Raw genomic sequence first — 25,752 nt, 5'->3', positions numbered from 1 at the left:
GCCACCTAATTGAACACTATTATCAACATCAGCTGTTAGTGTTCCGTCGGATTCCAATGTATAGAACTGAACCTGTTCTCCTTGTCGAGTAACTAATTGATTATCAACAAGTAAGAAACCTTTTTGGTCAGCAATAGATACGAAGAACTGTTGAGTAACTTTTGGTATTTCAGTAGCTTCTATTTGTAGTCGATATAAGCCTTCAGCGGTTAGCACGTTTAGCCAATCAGCTTGCGCTTGAAGGTCAACAATATCCTGATTAATAGCAAAACCAGCTATTTCAACAAGCTGCCCATTTTCATAAGTATGAGCGTTAAACTGCTGACCATTTAACAGCCACAAGATATTTGCAGAGGCTGCAACTAGCTCCCCTTGTACGGCTTGATTATGCGCTAACTGGAATTGGCCGTTCTCAAAGGTGAACAATTGCAATTCAGTTCCAGAAAGAGTCGTAACCTCTATTGCCAGTAGCCCATCTGATAGATGTACTGATTTAAGTTGACCGACATCCTGGTTAACAAACTCTGCTGCTCCATTAAGCAGGCGATAGCCACCCGCTCTCTTATTTAGAGCGACAACCAGTTCATGATCATTAGAAGACCAGAAAGGTGTTACTGAAACAATTTCTTCATCAACCGAGAGCACTAATGGGTGATCAACACCATCAGTTGAAGCGAAATACTTCTGTTTATTAAGTACAGTATCTTCTGTTTTCAGATTACCTGAGCGATCACGTAAATTTGTCTGAACTCGAACTGCATCACCTTCCGGCAGGGATTGAATCTGATGAGTACCCTGCATCGGAAGCTCTTGACCATCAAGATCAGAAGATGGGTCAAATAGAGTGATACTTGAAGCGTCAGAGAAGTCTTCCATACCTTCTGGAGCGGAACCAACAATACGTAGTTCTGTACCACCTAATAATGACGCTTTCGGTTGAATATTGACCGCTGCTTGTTCAGAGATCCCCTCGTCATTAATGACATTCAGGAACTTAAAGTTGCGTAAGTTACCCTTCTGAATGCGAGCAAGAACGACAATATCTTCAATAACTGCCGGAATAACAGCCGTTACAATCTGTCTCTCAGGCCCATCAATATCTCGAGTAATCAGAATTCCCTGATCAACTGGAGCTTCAACACCACCAATATCAAGATATAAAGTCGCATCAGTCACATTGCGCAGCAACACTTCGAACGATACTGTCTCCCCTTCTTGGAAGGTGGAACCATTCACAGGGCTGATGATGTCAACTTTTGGAGCACCGGCTTCAGCATCATATGGGTTCAATGTGATGGTAGATACCGGACTCACATTGCCATTAGGGTCTGTCGCTCTCGCACTAACTTTAACACCAGCAAGGTCATCAATCGTTGGTGTAAATGTGAACCTATTTGGATTATCCAATTCTACAAACGGACCATCATTTACACTAACTTCAACACGCTCAATACCGTACTTATCAAAAGATTTAATGAGTACATCTACTTTCTCATCAAGCGGCATAAAGTCGCCATCTTCAGGAGAGACAATCTCCAATGTCGGCGGAGTACGATCGAGATGCAGCGTATACTGCTGATCGAATACTTTGTTATAGCCAAAGCCATAAGTAACCTTAAGTCGACTATCCATTTGCCCTGATGTCAGCGGCAACTGATCAGGATAGATATCCTTAAGCTTAGGATTTAGGAAAGCCGCTTTAGCAACACCTGTTTCGTCATTGTAAGAAGGCGTAGCGTCAACCTCTTTGCCATTCTGAATCTGCGCTACATTGATCATGGCTTTCGAAACCATATCAACATCGCCTACAAGGTCATACACCAATTCAGAACGAACCGCTTCCTCAGGCTCAGTTGGATTAGTGGAGAACAGCTCCAAATTAATTTCAGGTTCTCGTAACTCTGCTCTGAAAGTTTCCTCTACAGCATTTCCAGCCGTATCTTTAGCGCGTACTTTGAACTCTAGATAGTCGTATTCAGCAAGAATATCTTCCTTAACCGTTAAGGAACTAGAGAAACGCTCCCACCCGGTCTGAGATGCCCCAAACGCTGTCGATAAGCGGTACGTAAAGTCGCCCCTATCTAGAGTAGTGTAGTTATCTTCAGCAGTAACCTTAAAACTGTAACTACGGCCTTTCGTCAGGAGCATAGCCCCATCTACAGGTGCATTATCTGTCGTTCTAACCAACGTTAGGTTTCTTGGAGACAATGTATCTGTTGAGGAGAACTTAGTTTGATATTGACCGGTCACAGCCTTATCAACAGATGCGATATTACCTGCGGCATCTTGAAGACCGCTGATAACGTAAGTATACGAAGCATTATTTTCGAGAACTTCGCCAGCCTTCAGCCTTAGAGCGATGACTGTATCTGACAGATTAACGAGCTCGAACCTTGAAGAGATATCAATATCATCTTGAGCACTGTAATCGCGGAACGATTTGGTTACGCTGAACCCACCGGCAGTAACGGCCTCATTGAATGTAAGCTGCAGTGCTTTCGTTTTAGAAGGTTTCGCAACCTCTTCATTCATTACTGGCGAAGTATCATCAATACCCACCAGCAAGTTTGCAACATCAGCGTAAACTTGCTCGGATGTACTTTCCCTAACAATAGCAACTTGATATTGCTTACCAGGCAATGCCGCTGGCACATCGCCAAGTTTCAGCCCATTACCATATTTTGAGTAATGTAGCTGATTCTGTGAATTCAGCTGAACACCTTCATTATACGGAATGAGATGTACCGCTAACTCACCTTCTAAGCCTGCCCCCGAAATAACAATATGGTTGTTGCCACTGTCACTTAGAGCATGTACCCCGCCTTTACTATTATTTGTTTCAATAGAATCAATACGGATAGCTTCTGTGATAAGTACCGCAGCAGGCAATGCAAGCTCATGAGACGCACCTTGGCGAGCATAAACTGTTGCTAAGCCATGAGTATCAAGCGCAGTAGTGAAGGTAATTTCTGTACCGTCATCACTTACCACAAATTCAGCTTGTTCAATGACGTTGTCGCCTAATTGCAGCTGGTCTATGTGCTGTAACTCAGTACCTTTAAGCTGATATTGAGTTGAACGCCCTGTAATCGTACTGGCTGGCGTAATTTCAGTAATTTCTACAGGAGCCAACCCAAATACATCGTGCGCTGACTGTCCCCATGGCAGATCAATATCAACTCGAGCGCCATCCAAGATCTGTTCAGGATTACTATTCAGAGCTACTTCATATCTGCGCCCTTCCTGATAGCTATCACCTAGAACTCTGAAACGTAATTCATCACCAACAAGCTGATTAAAGCCAGCTAGGTCTAAGGACGAAACTTCATCGGTTACACGAACAGAAATTGCATCCCACTTGCTGCTTTCTCCCGTTACTTTTAACCATTGATCCGCGTTAGCAGTTTCTAAACGCGATGGTTCTAGTGCCCACACATTGTTAAATGGCAATTTGCTATTGAAATAATCTGGACCGCTTAACCATTCAAGCAGATCGCCATTGAATGCACCTTTATTTAATTTAGGGGTGCCGTCTAAGTGCACTGAACTTAAGTGATTAAGCTCAATATCCTGACCAAATAAGTTCAGGTCATAAATTTCCAGCAATTGGGTTGATTGATCATACAGGGCAACCAATTCGCCATTTAGCAATAAGTCGTCGTTATTTTGGTAACCTAAACCAAATAGCGGCTCTAAGCCTTCTCTTAAGTTATATAAACTAATCAGTTCTAGAGAAACATCGGAGCGTATAACGGCTCTCTGCTGATCCATGACTAGACTCTTAGGCGCTATAGTCAAATGACTATATGCGGCAGCCACCTGATCTAATTGATCGTACTGGCGGTATTCAACCTGAGTATTATTTAGCAGATACACACCATGATCATCAGCCTGAATATCCTTGTAGCTGCTGCTCAATTGATAGCTCTCTACATTTGAGCCTCTGATATGAGTTTGGTAGAGCTTATTACTATCGGCCGCAAAAATACGCTCCCCTGCCAAATGGAAAGTCGTTGCTGAAATGCCATCTAAGTTAGAGAAACGATTGATCAGTTCCGGTGCATGGATATTGGCAATATCATATACAAACCACTCAGGATTACTCCCAGACGTAGCAAGTAGCATATATCTATCACTGATTGCCAAGCCTTCAATATTTTTAGAGACCTTACCTTTGGATAGTAACTTAGGAACAATGCCATCTTGAGTTCCGTATAAGCTCCAGCTCTTCTCCTTATTGGTTAACAACAAGGAACCCTGACGAGCTATACCCTCGATACCCACCAATTGCTTAGCCGAATCTATTTCAATCTGCAAAGCAGTATTGGCTACTGTATCCTCAGGTAAATCTTGGTTCGTCACCTCTAGGTTAAGACGACCAATCGTATCCTGAGGTAAACGGAAGCTGATCAAATCTGGTGATTGCAGAACAACTTCCTGAGCAGGTTTACCATTAATAGTAAGCCTTGTGTTCGGACTATAGCCAACCCCTTTAATTGCAGCATAACGCCCTGAATTCAGAGAGAAAATCAGATCGGAAGAATTTAGCTTTTCATCATGTAAATCATAAGCACCAATGACATCGATAGACGGATCTGTAATGTATGTCAGAGCAGCTAGCGCTGTAGTAGATACATTTCCATTTACAACCTGCACAGATACCAGTTTATTGCGTTCAGGCGCAGCTTCTAGTGAAGGCAAACGGAAGCTAACTTGATCATTTTCAAGGGAAATTATATCTCCCGTACTTACTTCTTGAGCACCGACAAAGATCCGGCTCTCAACATTAAAGCCGCTACCGTAGATCGTAATCTCATCATCACCACGCCAACTACCAAACTCAGGCGAGATTTGAGAAATATCAGCCAGTTCAGCATCTCCAGCGACAAATCTGAAACTGTAATCAGATTCAAGTACTGCACCAGCATTACTCTGCAATGCACCCGAGATACGTAGGTTATAACGCTTACCTTCGATGAGCGCCTCTTGTGGGCGGATAACTAATTTCGAACCAACATTATTAGTTTCTTGAACAACATAAACTTGCAGCTTCACAGCTCCAAGCGTCAGCTCAACCAGTTCATCTGAGAAATTAGCAATCTGCTGAGCATCCAAATGCTGATTAAACTGCAGCGATATCTCAGCATTAACTGGCAATACAGTCTCAGGGGTAGGTGTCTGTTCAACAACAACCAGCTGATCATTCACTATTGTGCTTAAACGACCACCTAACTGACTAATTGAAGATATAACTTCGTCAGCAATTGGATTTTCAGTTGCATCATTTCCTGCATAAGGGAACGCAGTACCGGCAAATAGAGCTCTTGGGTGGAAGCCTATCGCGTTCACATCACCTTGTGCGCCAAAATAGTTACGTAATGGGATTTCAGTGTTGTACTTACCCTTAATCCAATCGGAGATATCGAATAACTGCAAATCACCCTGACCAGCAGCGACATACAAGGTTTGACCTTTTAAGATCATCTGGCCTGCGTAGACATTACCATTACGAACAAGGTAAGCCAGATTCAATGTTGCAACAGGTGTCGCTCCACCTTCGGCATTTAGTGCATAAGCCTGAACAGTTGCCGTTGTACCTGTAGAAACAAGAATTAAATCATCAGCAACTAACAAACCTTGAGGTTTCAATCGCTTACCACTTAAATCAACCGTGCTAAATTCTCGAGTGATTGCATAGTCACCAGATAATAATTCGATTGCAACGACTCGACGAGAGTTCGGCATAGCAACCCACAACGTTTGATCATCAAGAACCAGAGCTCCTGGTGCACCTCTCAAATCTTGGCTGGTTACTGTAGTTAACTCTCTTAAACTACGATTGTCTGTTAGGTGATAAATACTTACACCAGCAGTTGTTGATACAAACAGGAGTGAACCCTGCTGTTTGATATCTCTCACAGAGCCTTTAAGCGTAATTTCGTCTAACAGAAGCGGATCTGTTGCCAACGTCGTATCAAAGTGGAATAGACGGTTAGCGCCTGTTACAAACAGATCTGCACCCTGACCTTCAATATCCACAAAGCCACTTGGACTAATACCACCCTGAACATCTAACAGATAAGGGAAAGTGCTTTCTGCAAACTCCTTCTCAATAATGATCGGACGAACTGGGTCTGACACATCTGCAGCGACCAAGCGCGCAACATTACTACGTAAGCGCTTAGCTATTTTGCCCTCAGAATTAATAATGTCATATTGACCGCCAGTCACTGCATAAACCAACTGATCTTTCACCAGAAGGGCTGAAACTGGACTCGGCTTGTCTTTTTCTAAATCAACAGAACCGGTTGGATTACCTGCATAGAAGTAATCTTCTGGAAGCACTGACTTGTCAGCAGGGAAATATCGGTTATGGGCCGAAACTTCTGCATATCCAAATGTTCCAGCTGGGACACGGATCTTAATCTTATTCTGAGAATAAACAGTCAGATCACCGGCTGTAACACCATTAAACTGAACAACAGTGTCATAACTAAAGCCCTGTCCATATAGCGTGAGGTAATTACCACCTTGTGGAGGCCCTTGAAGAGGATCACCTGCTTGTAGTTTAACTTCAGGAAGAACCAAGATTGCACCATGCAACTGGTCTTGAAGCTCATTTCTAATAACCGTTACCGGTAAACTACTTGTCGCATATTCCAGTAGTAAATTAGGCATTACAAATTCAATACGGTTATCCGCAACCGCATTAATTGCGTTAGCAGGTACCGACGTTTGCCCTACAAAAATTTGTAAACCTGCAGCCTCGTTACCAAATCCAACGCCTTCAATTACAGCAATTTCACTACCGTTACCTTTAAAGTAATGCTTTTCGGTTTCATCGCGATAGACACGTGAAATTGACGGTCTCAGATCAGCTTTCAACTGATAACTAACTGAAACCGGCTCAAGCATTTCATAGCCTGACAAGGCACGAACACCATTAATCGTAATTGTAGTGTCTTGGTTTTGATAAACGCCTTCACTCAGGGTGAGATCTACATAAGCACCTGCCAATGTATTAATCGCATTTAATTCGTAATCATCAGAAGCGATCACTGAGCCATTAGCTTCAACGCTTATGCTTCCTGAAATATGATCGGCATCTGTATTGATTAACTCATTAAACTGGAAACGAACGGTTTCATCTTCTGCAAGCACGGAGTTATCAACAGGAGAGATATCCGTAATCACTAGAGCTGTACTGGTGGTATCAATCATTCCACCCGTGTTAGCTACAAAGATGCTACCCACATTTTGAGCTAATTCAGCACCCGCGTGAGCAATGCTGTTCCAATAAACAGCTTTGTACTCTCCCGACTGATTCTCTTGTAACAGCTGATATTCCTGATCGGTAGTAACTGCAATTTGTCCATATTGAACATTCATTGATGCCTGCAGCGAATCTACTGTACCGCGCTCTACCTTATGCACCTTGTATATTGATGTATCAGGAATGTTAGTGAATTCAATAATATTCAGCTTATCGCCTTGTTTTAGAAGAACAAATAGACGATTGCCTAACCACTGGATATCAAGTGGCTGACCTTTTAATTCACCCTCAGCAAAACTGATGCTGTCAAAACCAACGGGTGGGTAGAGTGAATCATGATCTAGATCGAAGAACTTAACAAAGCCCGTTCCAAGATCATCTACAACCGACATCGCTAAGACATTATGACCTTGGCTATAAGCAACATCCGTCGCTTTATGCCCAGAAACAGGCATAGTTCTAACTCGAAGCGGAGATTCAGGATCAGAAATATCCACAGCAATTAGACCATCTTGGCTAGCCGCTAGGTAAACCATGTTGCCAACAAGTTCTAGCCCCAATACTGGATAATCTGTTCTCAACTGGCTAAGTCTTACTGGGTAATCCCAAATAGAAACATCAAAGATTTCTAGACCCGATTTCATTAAGAATCGATTTTTCTTAGTCCTATTTGCTCCAGATCTAACCCCAACAAACATCGTATTATCACGAACTACAGACGCACCTATCTTGTGTGGTGGGTAATTCGGTAAACCGATAGCTAAACCATCAGGCACAGTATAAGAGAACTCGCCGGCTAAATATTCAATACCATCAATCAGCAGATAAACACTGTATTGTTCAGGCTGAAGAACCCCAGGCAATTCAAATGTAAACTGTTTTAGAGAGATAACGTCATCGTAAAGATTAACGATTTCATCCCCTTCTGGCGTAAATAAACTCTGGATCTGTTTACCTGTAGCCGAGCGCATAAGCACTTTGGAACCTGGAAGAATAACGCTCAAATCAGATTTAATAGTGATTTTCTTACCACCTTCTGTTGAGCCGGTATCCGACGACAAACTGAACTGAACATTTGAAATGTCATCAGCTTTCAGGATTGCACCTAAATATTCAGATGTCAGACCATGATCATCAACTCGAACATGGTGTTGCCCTACTTCTAGAGGCAGTAGTTCTAAAGCATGATCAGCAATTTGGATCGTATTGCTATCCAATAGAACAAATGGAACTGGGAATTGATTTACGTAAAGAGCCGCTTCTTCACGGAAATTTTTACCATGAACAATAATCGTGCTCTGAGATTCTTGGTGATATGCACCATTTTCGATAGAAGAAATAGACGGACGTACAGCACCTTCCACAGCACGACTGAATCGAACACTATACGGAGCTAACTGGTAGCCGCCCCTTAAGTTTTCTGCTTTATCAATGACTAATTTGTAATCCGTCGCTTCAGTATGTGCAAACTCAATTTCATATTCAGTCGCTGCGCCATTTTCAGCATCTAATCCAGTCAAAATAGTTGGAACAGATTCATTAGTATCGACATTCAACACGCTAATACTATTTTCAGCCTGCAATGATTCGATAGACACAGGTTCGTTGAAGCGAACAATCAAATTCTCGTTAGACGCTAATAGCTCGCCCTCATCAACATTAGAGCTCACTACAAACGTGCCCGGTAACTGGAAGATACCTAAGCCTGTAGTGCCGCCACCGGTAATTAGACGATCCTTGAAATAATCTAAAGAATCTACTCGTTCTTCATTACCCGCAGATACCACTTTTGGATTTAGAGGATCCGCAACATCAAGAACAACGAGGCCACCACCATCTGCAGCAACAAATAATAAGTTACCCCAACGCTCTAAACTGATAGCCCGACCAGTTTGAGATTGCAATTGATCATCAATAACAACCTGCGCTCTAAGTTCTGGGCGTGACTTATGAACAATTTGCACACCTTCTTTACCTGTAGCAACAATCAGGTAGTCGCCGAAATGCTCAGTATCGAAGATTGCACCGGTGAACTCATATTGCTCGGTTAATAAAGGATCAAAAAGGTTAATCGCACTAACAATAGACTCACTAGTATCTACAGGGCGGTAAGCCGTGTATTGACTTGGTGCTTCACTACATACCTTCCATGCCACTGCTGATGGCGAGCCACCATTGAACAACCAGCCATTGTTATAATCAATAACATCACCGCCAGACAAGTGATCCAGCGTTCCGAGAGAGATAGGGTCAGCCGCATCTAAATAACTAACCTCTTTCACACCCGCAACTGTTGCTTCAGTATTGGTATTTCCACATGGACTAGTAGGGAATTGGTCCGGTGGGGTTCCCTTGGCTAATGATGCAAATAATGCACGACCATCAAACACTAAATCTCTCGCTTCTGAGGAACCGAAGCGGATTTCATTAATTTGTTGTAAACCGTTTTGTTCATCGAAGTTGAGCTGGTGTACCCCGCCTCGACCTGTCGCAACAAATAGGCGCTTTTTATCGACTCCGCTAATGTTCAGCAATTCTTGCTCTAAACGCAGGGAATCGTTGGATACAGGCGTATAGATGCCCTTACCATCTTCCAATACTTTCTCTTCTGATGGCGTCAGCGGAGACCCATCAAGATATTCGGCTTTCGCTTGTTTCTCCTGCAACTTTTTAACGGTAGCAAATCGTTCTAGAAGAGCTTGCCCCTCACTACCAGATGGCAAACTGCTTTCGCCCCCAACTAGAAGCGGATCAGCAGGGCTCTGGACATCAAACGATGCAGCCAACCATGTATCTGGTAGCGAAATACCCTTAACAACCTGCGAACCTCGCATCTGTTTGAAGTAACCAGTTGCTACTGCCGCTACTCCAGACTCGTGATCAACAACTACATCAATAGGTGTAATACGATTTGGAGTCACTCGGGTTATTTGCCTTAGGCCATAACCAAAACCATTTTCACCGGATAACTCAGCGCTATTTCCATAACGATCTTTGGCGTAAAGATTGTGCTTACCCGAAACACCTTCCGGCGTAATAATCTCAAGTTTATTCGACGATAGGACATTGATACTACGAACAGGCGTAGATCCAATTTTTAGCTCTGTACCATCAAGTACAGTATTCCCAGGCTCAAAGCCTTCGCCGTAGACAGTAACTTTAGTTCCGCCCTTAAGCGGTCCCCACTCAGGGGTAATGGAAAGAAGTTTAATAGCCGCATCAACTTGAACAGCACCATGCAGTTCCGCTGACTGCCATAAACCTTCACGTTCGATTTCAATCTCTAAATCGTACTGTCCTGCAGATTCAATCCCTGCAACTTCTGCAGTAATTATTGCGACCCGTTCATCTTCATCACTACTAATAATATTCAGAATCTGTAGAGGGATTCCTCCTAGGGAGCCTCTAACACGGTCAATAACAGTTGGTGCTCCAAGCATAGAAACAGTGATTTCTTCAGATTGGCCAATCTGAATGCGACGTGGCTGAACAGCATCAATAGCTAATTCCTGATTTCTATAACCACGATAAACAAGTTCTACGCGTTGATCAGTAAGCAGTGTAAACAGCGTTAGGTTAACTGTTTGACCATTACTAATTACTGGTTTGTAGGCAGATAGACCTGCTGTGATATCAATCCACAGTTCAGTACCTGCAGACAAATTCTCAGGATGAGTTAGTTTTAAGATCGCATCGTTATTTACGATTTCAATCGTAAACGGAACCTGCTGGCCTGATGCAGTTTGAATATTAAAATGTTGATGATTTAGGCTGTCTGCTAAATCTATAGCTTTGTTAAACCTAATTCGTATCTGAGCGATACCTTCAGCATTGTAATCAAGAATGCCATTTACCGGATCTGCACGGTGTAATTTCAAGAGAAGATCAGGCGTTTCTTGGATCACACCTCGGTTCTGATTATCGGTACCAGCACCAAGAACCGAGTAAGCTGTCGCCTGAACCACCTTAACGGAACTACCATTTAGGGACTCAAAACCAGGTCTCTGAATTGGATTCGCAGGATCAGTTACATCAACAGTTAAGATCCCAGACTTGCCAAGCGCTAGATATGCAACGTTTCCACTGACTGAAACATCATAGACGTACTCATCTAATGTCACGCGTGAAATAATTTTTGGCGCATCTAAGTCAGAAAGATCAACAATGACCAGACCCGCTTTACCAGCTGATAGGTAAGCGTAATTTCCTACAACAACAACTCTTGAAGAAGGAACATCTAAGCTAGCTCGAACCCTAGTACCCGTTTTAGCTGATTGCTGGATGATATGGAAACCACCACCGTCGACTAGCTCTGTCGATGTTAATTTTTGGGTAGCAAAGTTATATTCACCAGCCGAAACCGCGTAATTACTTTCTTCTGCCGCTTGATGATCGATACGAGCAACATCTAAAGCCGGCAAATCGGACGGTAGTGTTTGAATATTAGACAGGTACGTTTTTGTATGTAGATAACTATCGACAAATCCAATACCAGCCTTGCCCATTGAAACAACAACTTGGTTATTCTCAGCAGTTAGTCCACGAGCAAAATCGCTGTCTAATGGTAAAGACTTAATCAGTGTCCATTCAGTCAAATCTAAGCTATCAACAGCAATAATAAATAGCTTAGCATCTACAGGTTTATCATCTTCAAAACGGGCTGCTGAAACGAAGATACGATCATTATTTCGCTCAAAGTAGCCTGAAACACCTAGGGCTTGATAGCCGCCAGGCAATGACATACGAGTTAATAATCGATCATCAATACCGTCTTTATCTTTATCAACTCGTTTACGAAGACTATCACTGTTTGTAACTGACTGATCATCTGCAATAAGCGCAGAAGAATCGATGTTGTAAATCAAAACTCCACCTGCGCCTGCAGCAGCAATCATATATGTCCCTGATGAATCGACTTCTACATCATGGAAGACATCTTGACCTAGACTTGCAATTGCTGATTTAACCGGCTGCTGGTATTCGAAGACATCGGTTAAAGAATCTTCTTGACCATTGCCTAATTTCACAAAAATTGAGGCTTTGCCTAACTGCCCTGGAGGAGCAGTAACTTCTAGCGTATTACTATCAATAACCTTGACTGAACCCGCGGCTACAGGTTCTTGATTAAACTTAACGACGGCAGAAATATCATTTGCACTAAAACCTCGACCCTTAATGGTTACTTTCGTACCACCATTTACACTGCCAAGCGCTGGATTAATCGATTCTAGAATTAGCGGCTCTATATACTGTATGGCACCCAAACGCTGGATTTGACGGCCATCGACGTCAATAGCGCGAAGCGAAGCAGCACCTGGGTAATGAGAAGGTAACTCTAGTGAATACGTAACTTGGCCATCGGCACCTACATTTTCACTCAAAATACTTACAGCTTTACCTGAAACTGTGAACGCAGGAGACGCTAACCCTTTAGCGGTAACATCAACGACCCCACCAACCACTTCTACAGATGCAGGTTGGACGCTTAAGATTTCAGGATAAGCCCCTAGCCCAGACCCAGTAGCAAACTTAATTTCATGGTCAAAAAGACCTTCTGTTCTTCGGCTAGCCGGCTCAGCTTTAAGTTGGATTTTATAATTAGAATTAGCAACAAGGGATTGTTGCGGTATCAGTCTTATAACTCGAGGGTTTTGAGTATCTTTACTGATTTGAACATCAACATTAGTAAATTGATGCCCTTCATCGTATAGCAATGCTAGATAGCGAGATAAGTAAACCTGAGTTTCTTCACTGTCCGGCACCTGAATTTCATGTGTAAAATGCAGTTCAATTGCCTGATCCAATACTACGCCTGTCATTCCATCAGTCGGCATAGATTTAGCTAGATCCGGTGTAAAGGTATCCAGTATCTGTACTTCTGAAACAGTTCCACTTAGCTCATTACTTAAAATGACTAAACCATCTTCAGAATAAATTAGAGGAGGTGTTTCAGTTGCACCACCCACGTAAACATCCATCTCATTACGAGTTGGAGAGCAGGAAGATACTCTTGCAGCATCTAACACTTGGATATTACTAAGGTTGCTTAGATCAAATATATTTACAAAGTGGTAATTATATTTGATATTTTCAGACCCAATACAGCTTGCGCTCTTGAGGGTAACCCCTAAGCCCACATATCCATCAACATTGTCAGTACTGCCTGGTAGCTTAAAGCCATTAGCTTGGTAGCTTCCCGGCACGACAAAGGCATTACTGTTTGCACTATCAGCTACAGCAATCCCCCCCTCCGGTAGCAATACCATATTAGCATCGCCAATATTAGCGATAAGAGTTTCATGTTTTGATAATACGCCACCATTACCAGAAGTTGGCATATAGCCTAACTGCGGCAAACTTGGTTTAGTAATATCAAATGAGAATACACCCTTATTAGCGCTAACAAGCAGGCGATTATCTGAAATAGCTATATCAGAAACGCTCAATTTAACTTGAGATCCAGATATAAGAGCAGTTTCCAACGTACTCAACACCACTGGATTAGCCGAGTCGACTGTGCTTACAACAACTACGCCATCTTTCCCAGCATCTATAAACAGCAGATCATCAACAGAAACCATTGATTTAGGTTCTGTAGAAACGGGCAAGGCTAAGTAATGCAGAACATCTCTATCTTTTCCTGTTTCATCAGGAATCGCCCCCGGCAAACGATCTTCTCGATCATAAGTAAGCAGTACAACTTGCTTTTCATACTGAAGGTTAATGTTAGGGAAGTTATAGCCTTTTGCCGTTACATATAACTGTTTTTCTGTCAGCGCAAGTGACGACGGATTCAGCTGTTGTGGCAAATCAAAGTAGCCCAAGCCATGCATTGGCGCAGCTTGATCAATTTGAGCGCGATCATAATGCAATAGGCTAATCCAACCTGGTGCATATAATTCACGCACTTCAGATTCAGCTACCACCTTTCCAAATGACGGAGCCCCAGAAGTTTCAATCCCTTGGCCTAAAACATAAACCAGACCTAGGTCAGCATCCGACGCCAATCCAACAATCCTACCTGCTGGCATTTTCAATGGATCAGGAACAATCGTTGGAGCACTACCTTCAGCTAAACGTTTAAGCTCTTCGCGTATTTCACCAGCCGTTAAAGGTTTTTCAGTTTCAATTGCACGATTTACCCCTAAACGCCCATAGAAAATTGCTTTAGGTAATAGATATTGTCGACCTGATTGGTCTTGAATCTGAACATCAACAAATCCACGATACTGACCACCAAAATCAGGCACAGACCATAGCATTTTCTCTGTGCTCTTTAACTCTAGACGGTCTCCATCAACCACAGTTGTAATTGCAGCAGACGGATCGCCACTAGGATAAGCAACTAGCTGTACTTGCGGGCTAAAGCCATATCCCACAACCTCAACCACATCGTTCTCACCTGCTTGACTCACATTTAGGACTGATGGATTAACAAATGAAATCTGTAGTAAATCAGCAAACGTGAATCCACCGATTACCGTTGCTTTGATACCAAATTGATTTTCAACAGAAACAGCAGCTGGACCTGAGTTATTTGGAATCGTAGTTACCCAAACTTTATCCAGATCGGAGTCACCCTGACCCGCTTCAAATCTATCAATATTTAATAGATCATCGCCTATATAAATTTTATCTGTAGCTGCAAAATTTCTGCCCGAGATTTCTACTTGTTCGCCACCTGCAATCGAGCCTGCTGCAGGGAAAATAGATACGATTTCAGGGCCAGATTCAGCACCTGCTTTAGATGTAAAGAATGAGAATTTATAGTCTCGGGACAGAGCATTACCCGTTAAAGGTGCAATTCCCTGCTTCAGAATAACAACATATTCCTGTGCAGACTCAAGCGCTTGCGATGGAACAATATCAACAAAGCGATATCGGGTTTCACCCTCAATTACAGCAAAATCGATAGCAAAATCACTTGTTACATCTTCGCCGACTAAATAGCTGCCATCCTCTGCACGGACTACCCCCCCTTTGTAAATAGAGAGATGATTTTCAATTTGGGTGTTTGCAGGTAGTACCGCAGATAATTCCAATCTAATTAGGTCAAGTGCAGTACTAACATTTTGCTCATCAAACGTTGGTTGATGCCCAAGAACAGCAAGCTCTGTCAATTCAAGACGATTGATACCTTGATGTCCTGCGGCGACATGGACTCCACCACGAGCAACAGCCAAATCAGTTACAGCAAAATCAGTACGGTTCGCAAAACGATTGATCATCACTGGAATAGTCGCGTCAATCCCTACTTCATCAATCAGCCCTAAATTGATCGCTTCGACCAAAACCTGGCTAGGCTCATCTTCCTGATCAGAGTAAAGAACACTAACAAAAGCTTGATCACCAACTATTTCAACGTCATAGACACCATCAGACACAAGGTCTTTGCGAGCGGGCTCTAAGGCAACAGTGTTTTGTAGCTTAGGATCTAATGGATCGGCAATATCAATAACATTCAGCTGAGAAATACTGCCGTCACCAGCCATATCAACAACGTAAAGAGTATTACCTTGTAGCACTAATCTATTAGCAACACCTAAGGTATCTATAGATGCAACAACAGGTAGAGCAGGAGTAGTTATATCAACGACAACTACACCCTGATGAGAAGCGGCAATAAATGCATAGTCGTTATGAATCTTAACATCTCGCGCATAACCATCTGGCTTGATAAACCCTACTCTATAAGGCGCTGCAGCATTGCTGATATCAACAACCTGCACACCACCCAAGCCATTAGCTACAAACACCAGGTCATCTTTGCGATCCAGCCCCATTACCTCTGGGTAAGGCAGATCAACACGCCCCGCTAATAGATAAGGTAATCCAAATTGACCATCACCATTTTGATTATTAAAGATCAATAACTCGCCTGATGTGTTTTCTAAGTATGAAGCACCAGTCTCTTCATTTCGATTGATCTCGGAGATAAGCGCACTGGAGAAACCAGAACCTGTTTTAAACTTAGAACCTTCAAGCAGACCTGTTTTAGAAGCAAAAACAAAATTAGCATCCGCTTCAATTTCAGTAATAGAGCCGGCAAAAACCTCACTAGCCCCATTTAATAACTCTGAATAAACAAAATAGTCGCCGTTATCTTCATGCTCAGCATCAAACTCCGACAAGAAAATACCTGTACAAGCTGTACAAAGGGTATCGTCATCAGAACGCCTATAATCAAAACCTAGCTGAGAGTCTTTGAGTACTGGACTAGCGGAAGACCATGCAGCAACAATCGCACCTGTTCTCTCCGGCCCTTTAAACTGATCTATAGCATGATAATAAACAGACTTGGCTATACCATTTGAACTGTTTTCTTGAGGCTTCAAGAAACGACGTTCTGAAACTGGATATCCAATTTCATAAAGCGTTTCTTGATCTACGGTATGAAGAGGCGTTTCTACACGAGTCACTAACCTAACTCGCTCATTTAATGCGCTACCACGCACTAATATCTGGCCATCGGCAAAATCAGCCCAATAAACATAGTAATGGTTATTTGGCTTGCTTTGTGGCACACCGGTTCCTGCACCACCATCGTCTCTGAATAATTCGATCTCGGTAGAATGTAACTCTTGCCATTCACCGTTAATATCTCGGTATTCCCTGATGAATTGAGCAAAAACATGCCTTTCTGACTCAATCCCAATATCTTTTACTGCCGCAACAACGGTAATAGCCTCGCCTGCAGTAAGAATTTCTTTATCTAATGGACCAATCAGATCAAGCTGAGGAACAACGGTATCGTCAATTCGCCCAACAGTCACAATATCTGATACAGCTGACTGACCTCTAATATCAAAGGCTACCGCTTGTAATTCAATTCCATCGACATCTTCAGGAGGCGAGATTTCAACAGAGAACACATTGTTTTGAGCACTACTACCTGTCAATTCAGAAACGCTGTTATACACAGTATGTACAGGCGTACCATTAACATAAAAAACAACACGTTCTATACCATCATTACCTAAATCATCCGTTACTTGAGCCGCAACATTAATAAGTTGGCCATCAATGATTACAGAATGGTTGTTATCTGGCTGAATAATCTCAACTGTTGGGGCAACATCTGCTTTTATCGTAATAGTGCGCTGGATACTTAAATCAGAAGTGTACCCATCAATATCTTTAGCAATTGCCCTGAAATGGATTTTATTTCCGACTTGCCCTAATGGCACCACATAGTGGAACTGGAAAGGAGCTGAACTGTCTGTTTTTAGCTCAGCGAAATCAAGCTCATCTGGGTTGTCTCCAGACGCAGAGAACAACGTAACTTGATCCACCCCAACTTCAGGATCAGAGGCAAGGACGCTCACTACGATTCCTCGCCCTTCTGTTATCTCATCTACTGAATCGCCAAGATTTTGCCCAAATCGATCAAGCAACTGAATCGCAGTAACTTGAGGAGGAGTATTCTTTAAGAGCGTTACACTACGCTCATCAACAGATGTATTACCTGCCCCATCGACCGCAGTGAATTGGATTTGAAGATCTAATTGAGAACGACCTTCAGCCAAATCACCTAGGTAGTCCTCAATTGTTGAAACTGGCATGCTCCCGTTGTACGGAGGGGCAAGCATCAAACGTTCGGAAACGATTTCATTATTCTCGAACGAACCATTTAAGTTTTTATCTGCAAATAAAGTCGCTTTTACAGTACTAACTCGAACGTCATCAGACACTTCCACTCGGTATGGGAGGTGCCGTTTTTCAACAACCGTTGCCCCTTGGGCATTAGGCTGCAATACAGTGATTTCTGGTTTAACTGTATCTTTTGTAACAATAATAGATACAGGCTCAATTGTACTAACCGTTCGAGGGTCTCCAGATAAACGCTGTTCCGTTACGCTAGCGGATAAATTCAGCTCAGTACCTGCCTGGCCATAAGGAATTTCTACTAAGAACTCATATGGGAACACCCGATCCGTCAATACCTGATCACCGCCCACTAAACCAGCAATATGCAACGCAGTAGAATCTACGGCTAGGTCATCAGTTGCATTAAGTTGTACCAGCATATACTGGCCTTCGATAAACTCATCCCCTGTTTTCGGTGTTGCAACAACAACTACAGGCGGCACATCAGCTACAATTTCAACAGAAAGCTCTTCCGTTGCCGTATGCTTATCAAGGTCACCGACACGAGCGCCATATGTATCTATGGCCTCAACACTCAAACGGACAATATTTTGGTCAGCAGAATCAGTATCAAAGGCAGGAAGCGTTACACCAAACGAATACGGAGGCTGTTTAAGACGCACATTGTATATTTCTGTTGCTTGATCACCGCTGCCCTGCGTTGCAATCAAACGTACAGAATCAATACCCACATCATCATAGGCATTGGCATTAACCAACATCTGGCTGCCTTCAACTTGGTAGCTACCATCTAGCGGCTCAAGGACATCGATAACTGGTCGGCTGTCTATTCTAACGGGATAGCTAATTTCTCTAATACGATCATTACCAGAAGGATCTTTTGCAACAACCTTAAGCCAAACATCGAACCTCTCAACCTCAGGAACAGAAAGGCTAGTAAAGCTATCCGCTAATTCCGCAAATGTTGGAACCGTTACCAAACGATCATAAATTGGTGTTTCTATATTACTTCTTGTAACCGGTTCAAAATCAGCGTCAGGGATAGAATCGATTATCTGTTCTGGTAGGCCATAGTCATTTTTCAGGTAACTGCCATCTTGCAAACGAACGCCATAAGTCTTAAAAATCTGAATTTCATTGACTTTAACGTTATCGTATCCACGCACCTGAAGTGAGAAATCGGTAGCTTCTACAGGACCAAAACCAATCTGAGGCTTTAGAACAGCAATCTCAGGATTAATTTCATCTGCCGCCCCTAAGAACTCGATAACATGATTTGCTGCAGCACCATCAGAATCTTCAACTGTTGCTGTTAACGTAATAGTTTCATTAAACTTAATAAGCCCACTAGGAATACTATACTGAGCGACATACTCAAGAGCATTGGCACTGTTACGAGCGCCGTATTCCTTAGCAACATCAATAGAATAATTAGCTTCAAAATCATCATAAATTGATTGGTAAGCCTGCTCTATGACTGATGCACCACCCGGTGTTTCTGAAATAGAAGCCTTAAGCTCTAACTCTGTACCATTTGCAAATAGCTTAATTTTATTAGAACTTAGTTTTCGATCGTCAGATGCAACCAAACCAACCTTAATATTGAAGGTCCCTGCAACTATATACTGACCTTGAGCTGGAGAAGTAATTCGGATTTCAGGCGCAACATTAGAGACTGGATGTACTAGGATCGTACGAATAGTCTCCTGACCAAGAGAATCTATAGCCTTGAGTTCATATTCCGTAGGCTCAGTTTCTAAGAAAGTAATTTCAGCACTTTCTTTTGATACATATGTAATAGGTAGATCAGGGCAGGATTTACTGTAAGTTTCCGAATACTCTGTGACACGGCTACCATCTTTACCCAAGCGAGTAATCGTAAACTTTCTAAGCGCTTCATCATCTTTTAATTTTGAAGAGATTTTGAACGTTTCACCTGTTCTGATCCAAAACTCTCCGTAGTTTAAACGTTCAGCTGTTGAGTAAACCTTTTGATATTTCCCTGAAACTTTGTAACTCGCAAATTCTTTCAAAGAAAGTTCAGGTGGAGCATTAGGCTGAATTGGAAGCGTAATCAGTTTACTGATTTCATTATCATTTCTGTCCGCACTGATCACGGTAAGATTAAGGTCACCGCCATTCCAAGTAGTAGGAACTTGATAACGGAATTTATACTCTTCGTCCCCATATTCAGTGCCCGATACAGAGACCTCGCCTTCATTATCAAGAAGAGTCAATAAAGACAAAAGATTACCGTTATCTGTACTTTCAGCAACAATTTCAATGACTTTGCCCGGGACAACAGTAGATCCATCTAAAGGCTTCAGTATTCTTAGCGTTGGCTGCTCGCCGTCCTTAACAAAACGCTTAGTAGCTAATGGCGAGATCGCAACAGCATCAACTCCGACAGATCGGTAGTCACTCAAAAAACCATAATAATGAATATCCGCAAAACCACTTATAGATGGGATGCTTGCAAAGCGGCTAATTCGAGAAGTCTCGGATTTATAATGGCTCATAGGGCCAGAGTGAAGCCAACCATTACTGCCATCCAAAGCAATCAGGTTTAATCTAATAAAATTAAATGCACTTGCACTGTAGTTTTTACTACCAATGGAATACTTCAAGCTGCCAGAGAAAGAGTCTTTTTCGATAACAAAAGTGCTCAATGGCAATAATATACCGGTATTGTTAATCGGCTTTATTCGAAGATCTGTCACCCCAGCAGGTAAAACAGAAGCTAATTCAAGAACGCCATTTGAACCAACCAGTTCCGAAGCAGGAACTGATACTTTATTTGGTACAACAGAACAAAGGTTTTGATAGTTAAATTCAATATCAAAGCCCAATATTGTGCCACCTACAGTCAACTTAATGCTTTCGATATTTCTTTGCTGAGGTCTAACAGTCCAATCCGATGAATCACTAGAAATAAATGGCTGACCATTTACATCCAGAGCCCATTCTGTCGATGCATATAAATTATTCGATATTTTATATCGATGTAACAAATTAGAATCTGAAGTTTCGATCACTTCAGCAAAAACAGGTCGGCTTACATTCTCATGATCGAGACTAAAGACTAGGTTAGAGAACTCCAAACCATCTTTATGAGTATATTCATCAACAATTTTATAAGAGAAAAATGAGGCTCCACCTGACAACTGCTGACCGTCAGGGGAAGCATCTTTGAATTGCAATTGAGGCAATAGATCAGGTAAGACCTTAACCTCTCGCTGCTGTGTAGAACTATTCCCACTCTGATCAATTGCTGTAATAGATACAGTAAATATCGCACCAGTCTCTGGTACTGGAGCGTAGCGACTTAGATCCAATAAATCTTTCTCATTTATTGAAACAGAATCCGCATGAAGATTACTTTCTTGAAGCACAGTTCTAGATTCACTGTCCACAATCTTAACTTCATAGGATTCAACAAATAGGTCATCAGAGATCGTTGCTGAAATAGTAGGAGACTGATCTTCATACACTGTTGTAGAAGGCTTTTTAAATTTAATTACCGGCGCTTTAACATCAGGCTTAATAAGAACCTTAACTGGCTGAGATTGAACAGTGTTTACACCATAGTCAGCCGCCTCAAAAAACAGCTCAAATTCCTGCCCAGCATAATCAATAAACGATTTACCTATGCGGATTTTCCCTGTGAAATCACTATAGAAACGCTCTGCAACAACTACACTACCGAACGTACCAGCATTCGGGATTTTTATTTGCTCAAACCGATCTTTTTTGGAAAATGCATCCCATGTAATTGCGACTTCATTTCCATCAGCATCAAATAAGCGAGGAACCACACTCGCTATGTATTCGTTATCACTTGCATTACCAGCAATTGAAATAACGTTACCAGGCAATACTTCTACCGTTTGAGCAGGCTTAACGATGCTAATCTTAGGCTTTTCAGTATCTTCTATAATCTCAAGGTTGAGTAACTTTTCAACTTTAAGGTTACTTGAGTCCGTAGCAATCACCCCAAACTCTAATTCTGGATCATTACTCGGCACCCTTAATTTTGCGCTAAAGTACTTACCGCTCTCACTAATTGATTTAGATTCTGAAGTAGAGAAAGTTTTACGCTGTAAATACTGGTCTCCCTTGCGAACAAAAATCTCGACGGATTTAAGGGAACGATTATCTGTGACTAGTGCGTTTATCGTTAAGGACTCACCTTCCACAAAACGACTACCAGGAGAAGGATGACGGAAGCTAATTACAGGTGGCTGATCAGTCTCAATCGGATACTTCCATTCTGTTTCAGCACTGTTATTAAAAACATCAGTGGAAACAACTTTAAACGTAACATTCTCTAAATTAGCAGGCACCTCATAAGAAAAACTGCCAGCCTCCACTGATTTTGATAAACCTTTCGATAAAACCTGCTGCTCATTCGCAAAAATCACTACCGATGATAACGGGCTATCGTCCGCCACTCGCCATTTGATAGTTTTAGAATCGCCTTCATAAAACAAAGCCCCTAAAGCGGGAGAGCTAATTGCACCATTCGGCGCGGCCTGATCAGCATTGATCTGAATAACTGTTTGATTTTGCTCTGAAGCCTTACCTCGACCATCATATGCTGTAACAGTAAGAAGCATTTCTTGATCAGCATTACTTACAGCCAAATCAGCTAAGTTAAACTGATCAGCAGCAAGTACACGGTTCATAGGAATCAACCCTGAATCGCGATCAAGAATCTGGCTTCTAACGGTTGCACCTTCAATGCTATAAACCAATTCAACCCTATCAACAGAGATATCGTCTTTCGCCACCAAATCAACAACGATAGTTGAAGCTGGTAGGTAAGCAGGTTTACTCGTAACCACCTCAACAACTTCAGGTTTTTCATCTGGATAAACAGCAACTACAGCCTCAACTTTGCTGGAGTTACCTCGCTCATCAAAGACTTTAATTGCTATAGGGTATTGATCAAACTCAATCCCTTGCGCACCAGAGAAAGCCGGGGCAGAAACTAGACGCAATGCTGAATAAGCATTTAAGACTCCTGGAACTTGCTGGATCGGAAAATCATCTCCACTTAGGACATCAGTATCAACACCGGTCAAGATATAATCATTACCTGATTTTTTAATACCTTTGAGCTCTGCCTTGACTGCCAGCACATTATCAAAGCCAGTCACTTTCAAGACAAAATCAGCCAGTTCAATTACAGCAGCAACATCATCGCCATGATGAGTCTCTGCTATAGAAGGGGATGACAAATTAATTACTGGAGGCTCTTCATCAAAGCCCAGAGTAATATTAACTGTATTACTAGATGCTCTTTGGCCCTTACTATCCTCTACCTCAGCATGAACAGCCAAAGCCTGTTCCAAGCTCCCCTCTAATGGCAAAGTCTCATAATCAAAAGCAAAAGGAGCTACAACATCAGTGCCCACTAATTTCGAATTAACAAAAAAGTCTACTTTTGAAACTTTTAAATCATCAACAGCATCCGCTCTTAATTGGATTGGCTGCCCTGAAATAAAAGACGAGCCTTCAATAGGGCTAGACATTGCAACAGTAGGAAGCTGATCACCTTTAACTGGCAATCGAAAAACAGAAGACTGGGAAACTACCTGATGATAATCAACGGCCTTAGCTCGCAACTCAAGTGTGGAACCAATATCTTCTTCATCCAGCTCTAAAACAAACTCGACAGAATCTAAACCTCGGGAAATACTATTGTGATTAAGAACATCTTCATCAAGAATTGTTTTAACAGCATAACTCTGACCATCAACAAACAACTCTATTTGCGTCCCTAATGGCAAAGTATCATCACTTACTTCAATCAGAACAGGAACCTTCTGGCCCGCAGTAGCAATTCGTCCAGCGTCTGGGGAGATAATTCTGACTGACGGCCCTTCATTCTGAATAACTTTGACCAAACGCGAATCAGCCTTAACCTTGGCGCCATTTGTAGCACTCACCCACGCTGATACTGAATAGCTGGTTTCATCTGTAGCTATTTCCGGAACTTCGCCTCGATATCTCCATACCTCATAGAGATCTTGTACGACTTCCCCTTCCACTATTCTTTCTCTAACTTCAACAACAGGGAAATTAGCAACACCTAACTGCCCGCCATCCAATAAAAATTCAACACTTGAAATACCGCTACGAGTTTTAACATCTGGCAGCGTTCCCAATAAACTCACCACCTGGGACGTTAGCGGCGCTCCTTCCACAATTCGGATACCGTTTTCTGGCATTTCAAATGTAAACGACGGCGCTTGTGGCACGGATGCCTTAACCACACTAACCAGAGATTCCTGGCTAACAGACATCTGGCCGGAACTATCAACAACCTCAGCAGACAGAAGTAGAGCCTCCCCTTGCATCTCCTCAGTGATAGGTAACATCAATTCAAAAGGCTTATCACTTCGCTTACCTAACTCTTTACCATCTAACAAAAACCTTACTACCGACACAGCAACATCATCGCTCACTTCTGGAGCAAGTTTTAATGTTTCACCTGTTTCAATTGTTGGAGGAAGCTCAAAGTTTATTTCGGGTAAGCCATCTTCCGCAGCCACCATAAGACTAGCCTCAAAGCCAGGCAGCTCTATAAACGATGCTTTAATTTCGGCAGGCAAACCTGAGGTAATCACAGAATTAGATTTTAATTCAGACAGGGTATTTAGACTCAAAACACCTTCGTAACCAGGACCAATAGACAGAACCGGCTGCCAAGTAGAATTAATGGCTGTTTTTTCACCATCATCAAACACCGCAACCAAGTTAGGTAATTGATGATACGAATTCAAATTAGGAAGCAAAAAAGCCTCGTTCGAGGCAAAAGAAAACTCTAAAGACTGGAGCTGCTTTGTGTAATCTACAGATATTGGAACCAAAACCGGATCTAATCCGGGATAAACAACCTCTATGGTGACATTTTCAGTAAGACTTTCAGCCACCGGGTACACTAAACCCGATGCCGTAACTTTAACAATCTCAGGATGTGAAGAGGTATATTGAATACCCTGACCTGCACCTCTCAAACTCACCTCACCACGGAATTGAAAATCTACAAAGGGCGATAAAGTAAATACTTGTAAGGGGCTGTTTATAATCACTGATTCTTCAGCGACACGCAGCGATAGGGCTTCCTCTGATATTCCCTCATCAGTCAGAACAACCCGAGAAATTGAATCATGATTTCCTGATGAATCTACAACAGTAATATTTGCCAGAACAATTGCATTTTTAGCAATTTCATCTTCAGACAAACGATCCGCTATCGGCAAAACAAAAGAAAAAGTTCCCTGCTGATCTTCTTCAGGGTAAACACGAATAGAGCCATTTGAAGAGGCAAAAGCCTTAGTACGAACTTGAGCAACAACACCGCCAGCTTCTCTCAAATCAGAAGCTTTAATGCCCAAGATATCAAATCCAACATACGAGACATCAACATCATCAGACACACCGTCTAACTGAATTTGCAGCGACTGTTCGTCCAAGCCATCAATTGCAACGCTCAACGCGCCCAAAACAGGTGAATTCTGTTCTGAAACGAAGTTCTCTTCGTGCAATGTAACCAGACCAGCAGTATTAGTAACGCGAATAACTGGAGAGAAACGCTGAGCTCCGGATAGAGAAAAATCAAATTCACAGGAATCTGAGCCATCCTTAGCAACTCTTAAATCTTCGAGTAAGAATCGTTCTAACTGTGACGATGCACCTGCTTCAATTATCGAAAGCTCAGAACAATTACCGACGACTCCGGTGTACACCAAACTATCAGAGTCATTGCTAATTATATTAGCCGAACGAATATCAATCCCTGCAGATAAAAATGAAGAAAAGCCAAGGGAAATCAGGCAAAGAAAATACTTCTGGAGAGTACGCAT

General features: G+C 42.3%; 1 protein-coding gene (cut by a window edge). It reads right to left on the bottom strand.

The genetic code is table 11. The features are described from left to right. A protein-coding gene (locus ACMXYN_RS04950) for an Ig-like domain-containing protein (RefSeq protein WP_415893756.1) crosses the window boundary here: on the bottom strand, positions 1–25,752 show its 5' portion. 10,221 nt of this gene lie to the left of the window's left edge; 25,752 of the gene's 35,973 nt are visible here — the first part of the coding sequence; it begins with the start codon at positions 25,750–25,752; its stop codon lies beyond the left edge, outside the window.

Origin of the sequence: Neptuniibacter sp. PT8_73, assembly GCF_047778045.1 — a bacterium.
In the GTDB taxonomy this organism is placed as follows: domain Bacteria; phylum Pseudomonadota; class Gammaproteobacteria; order Pseudomonadales; family Balneatricaceae; genus Neptuniibacter.
This window is presented reverse-complemented; position numbering and strand designations above follow the sequence as displayed.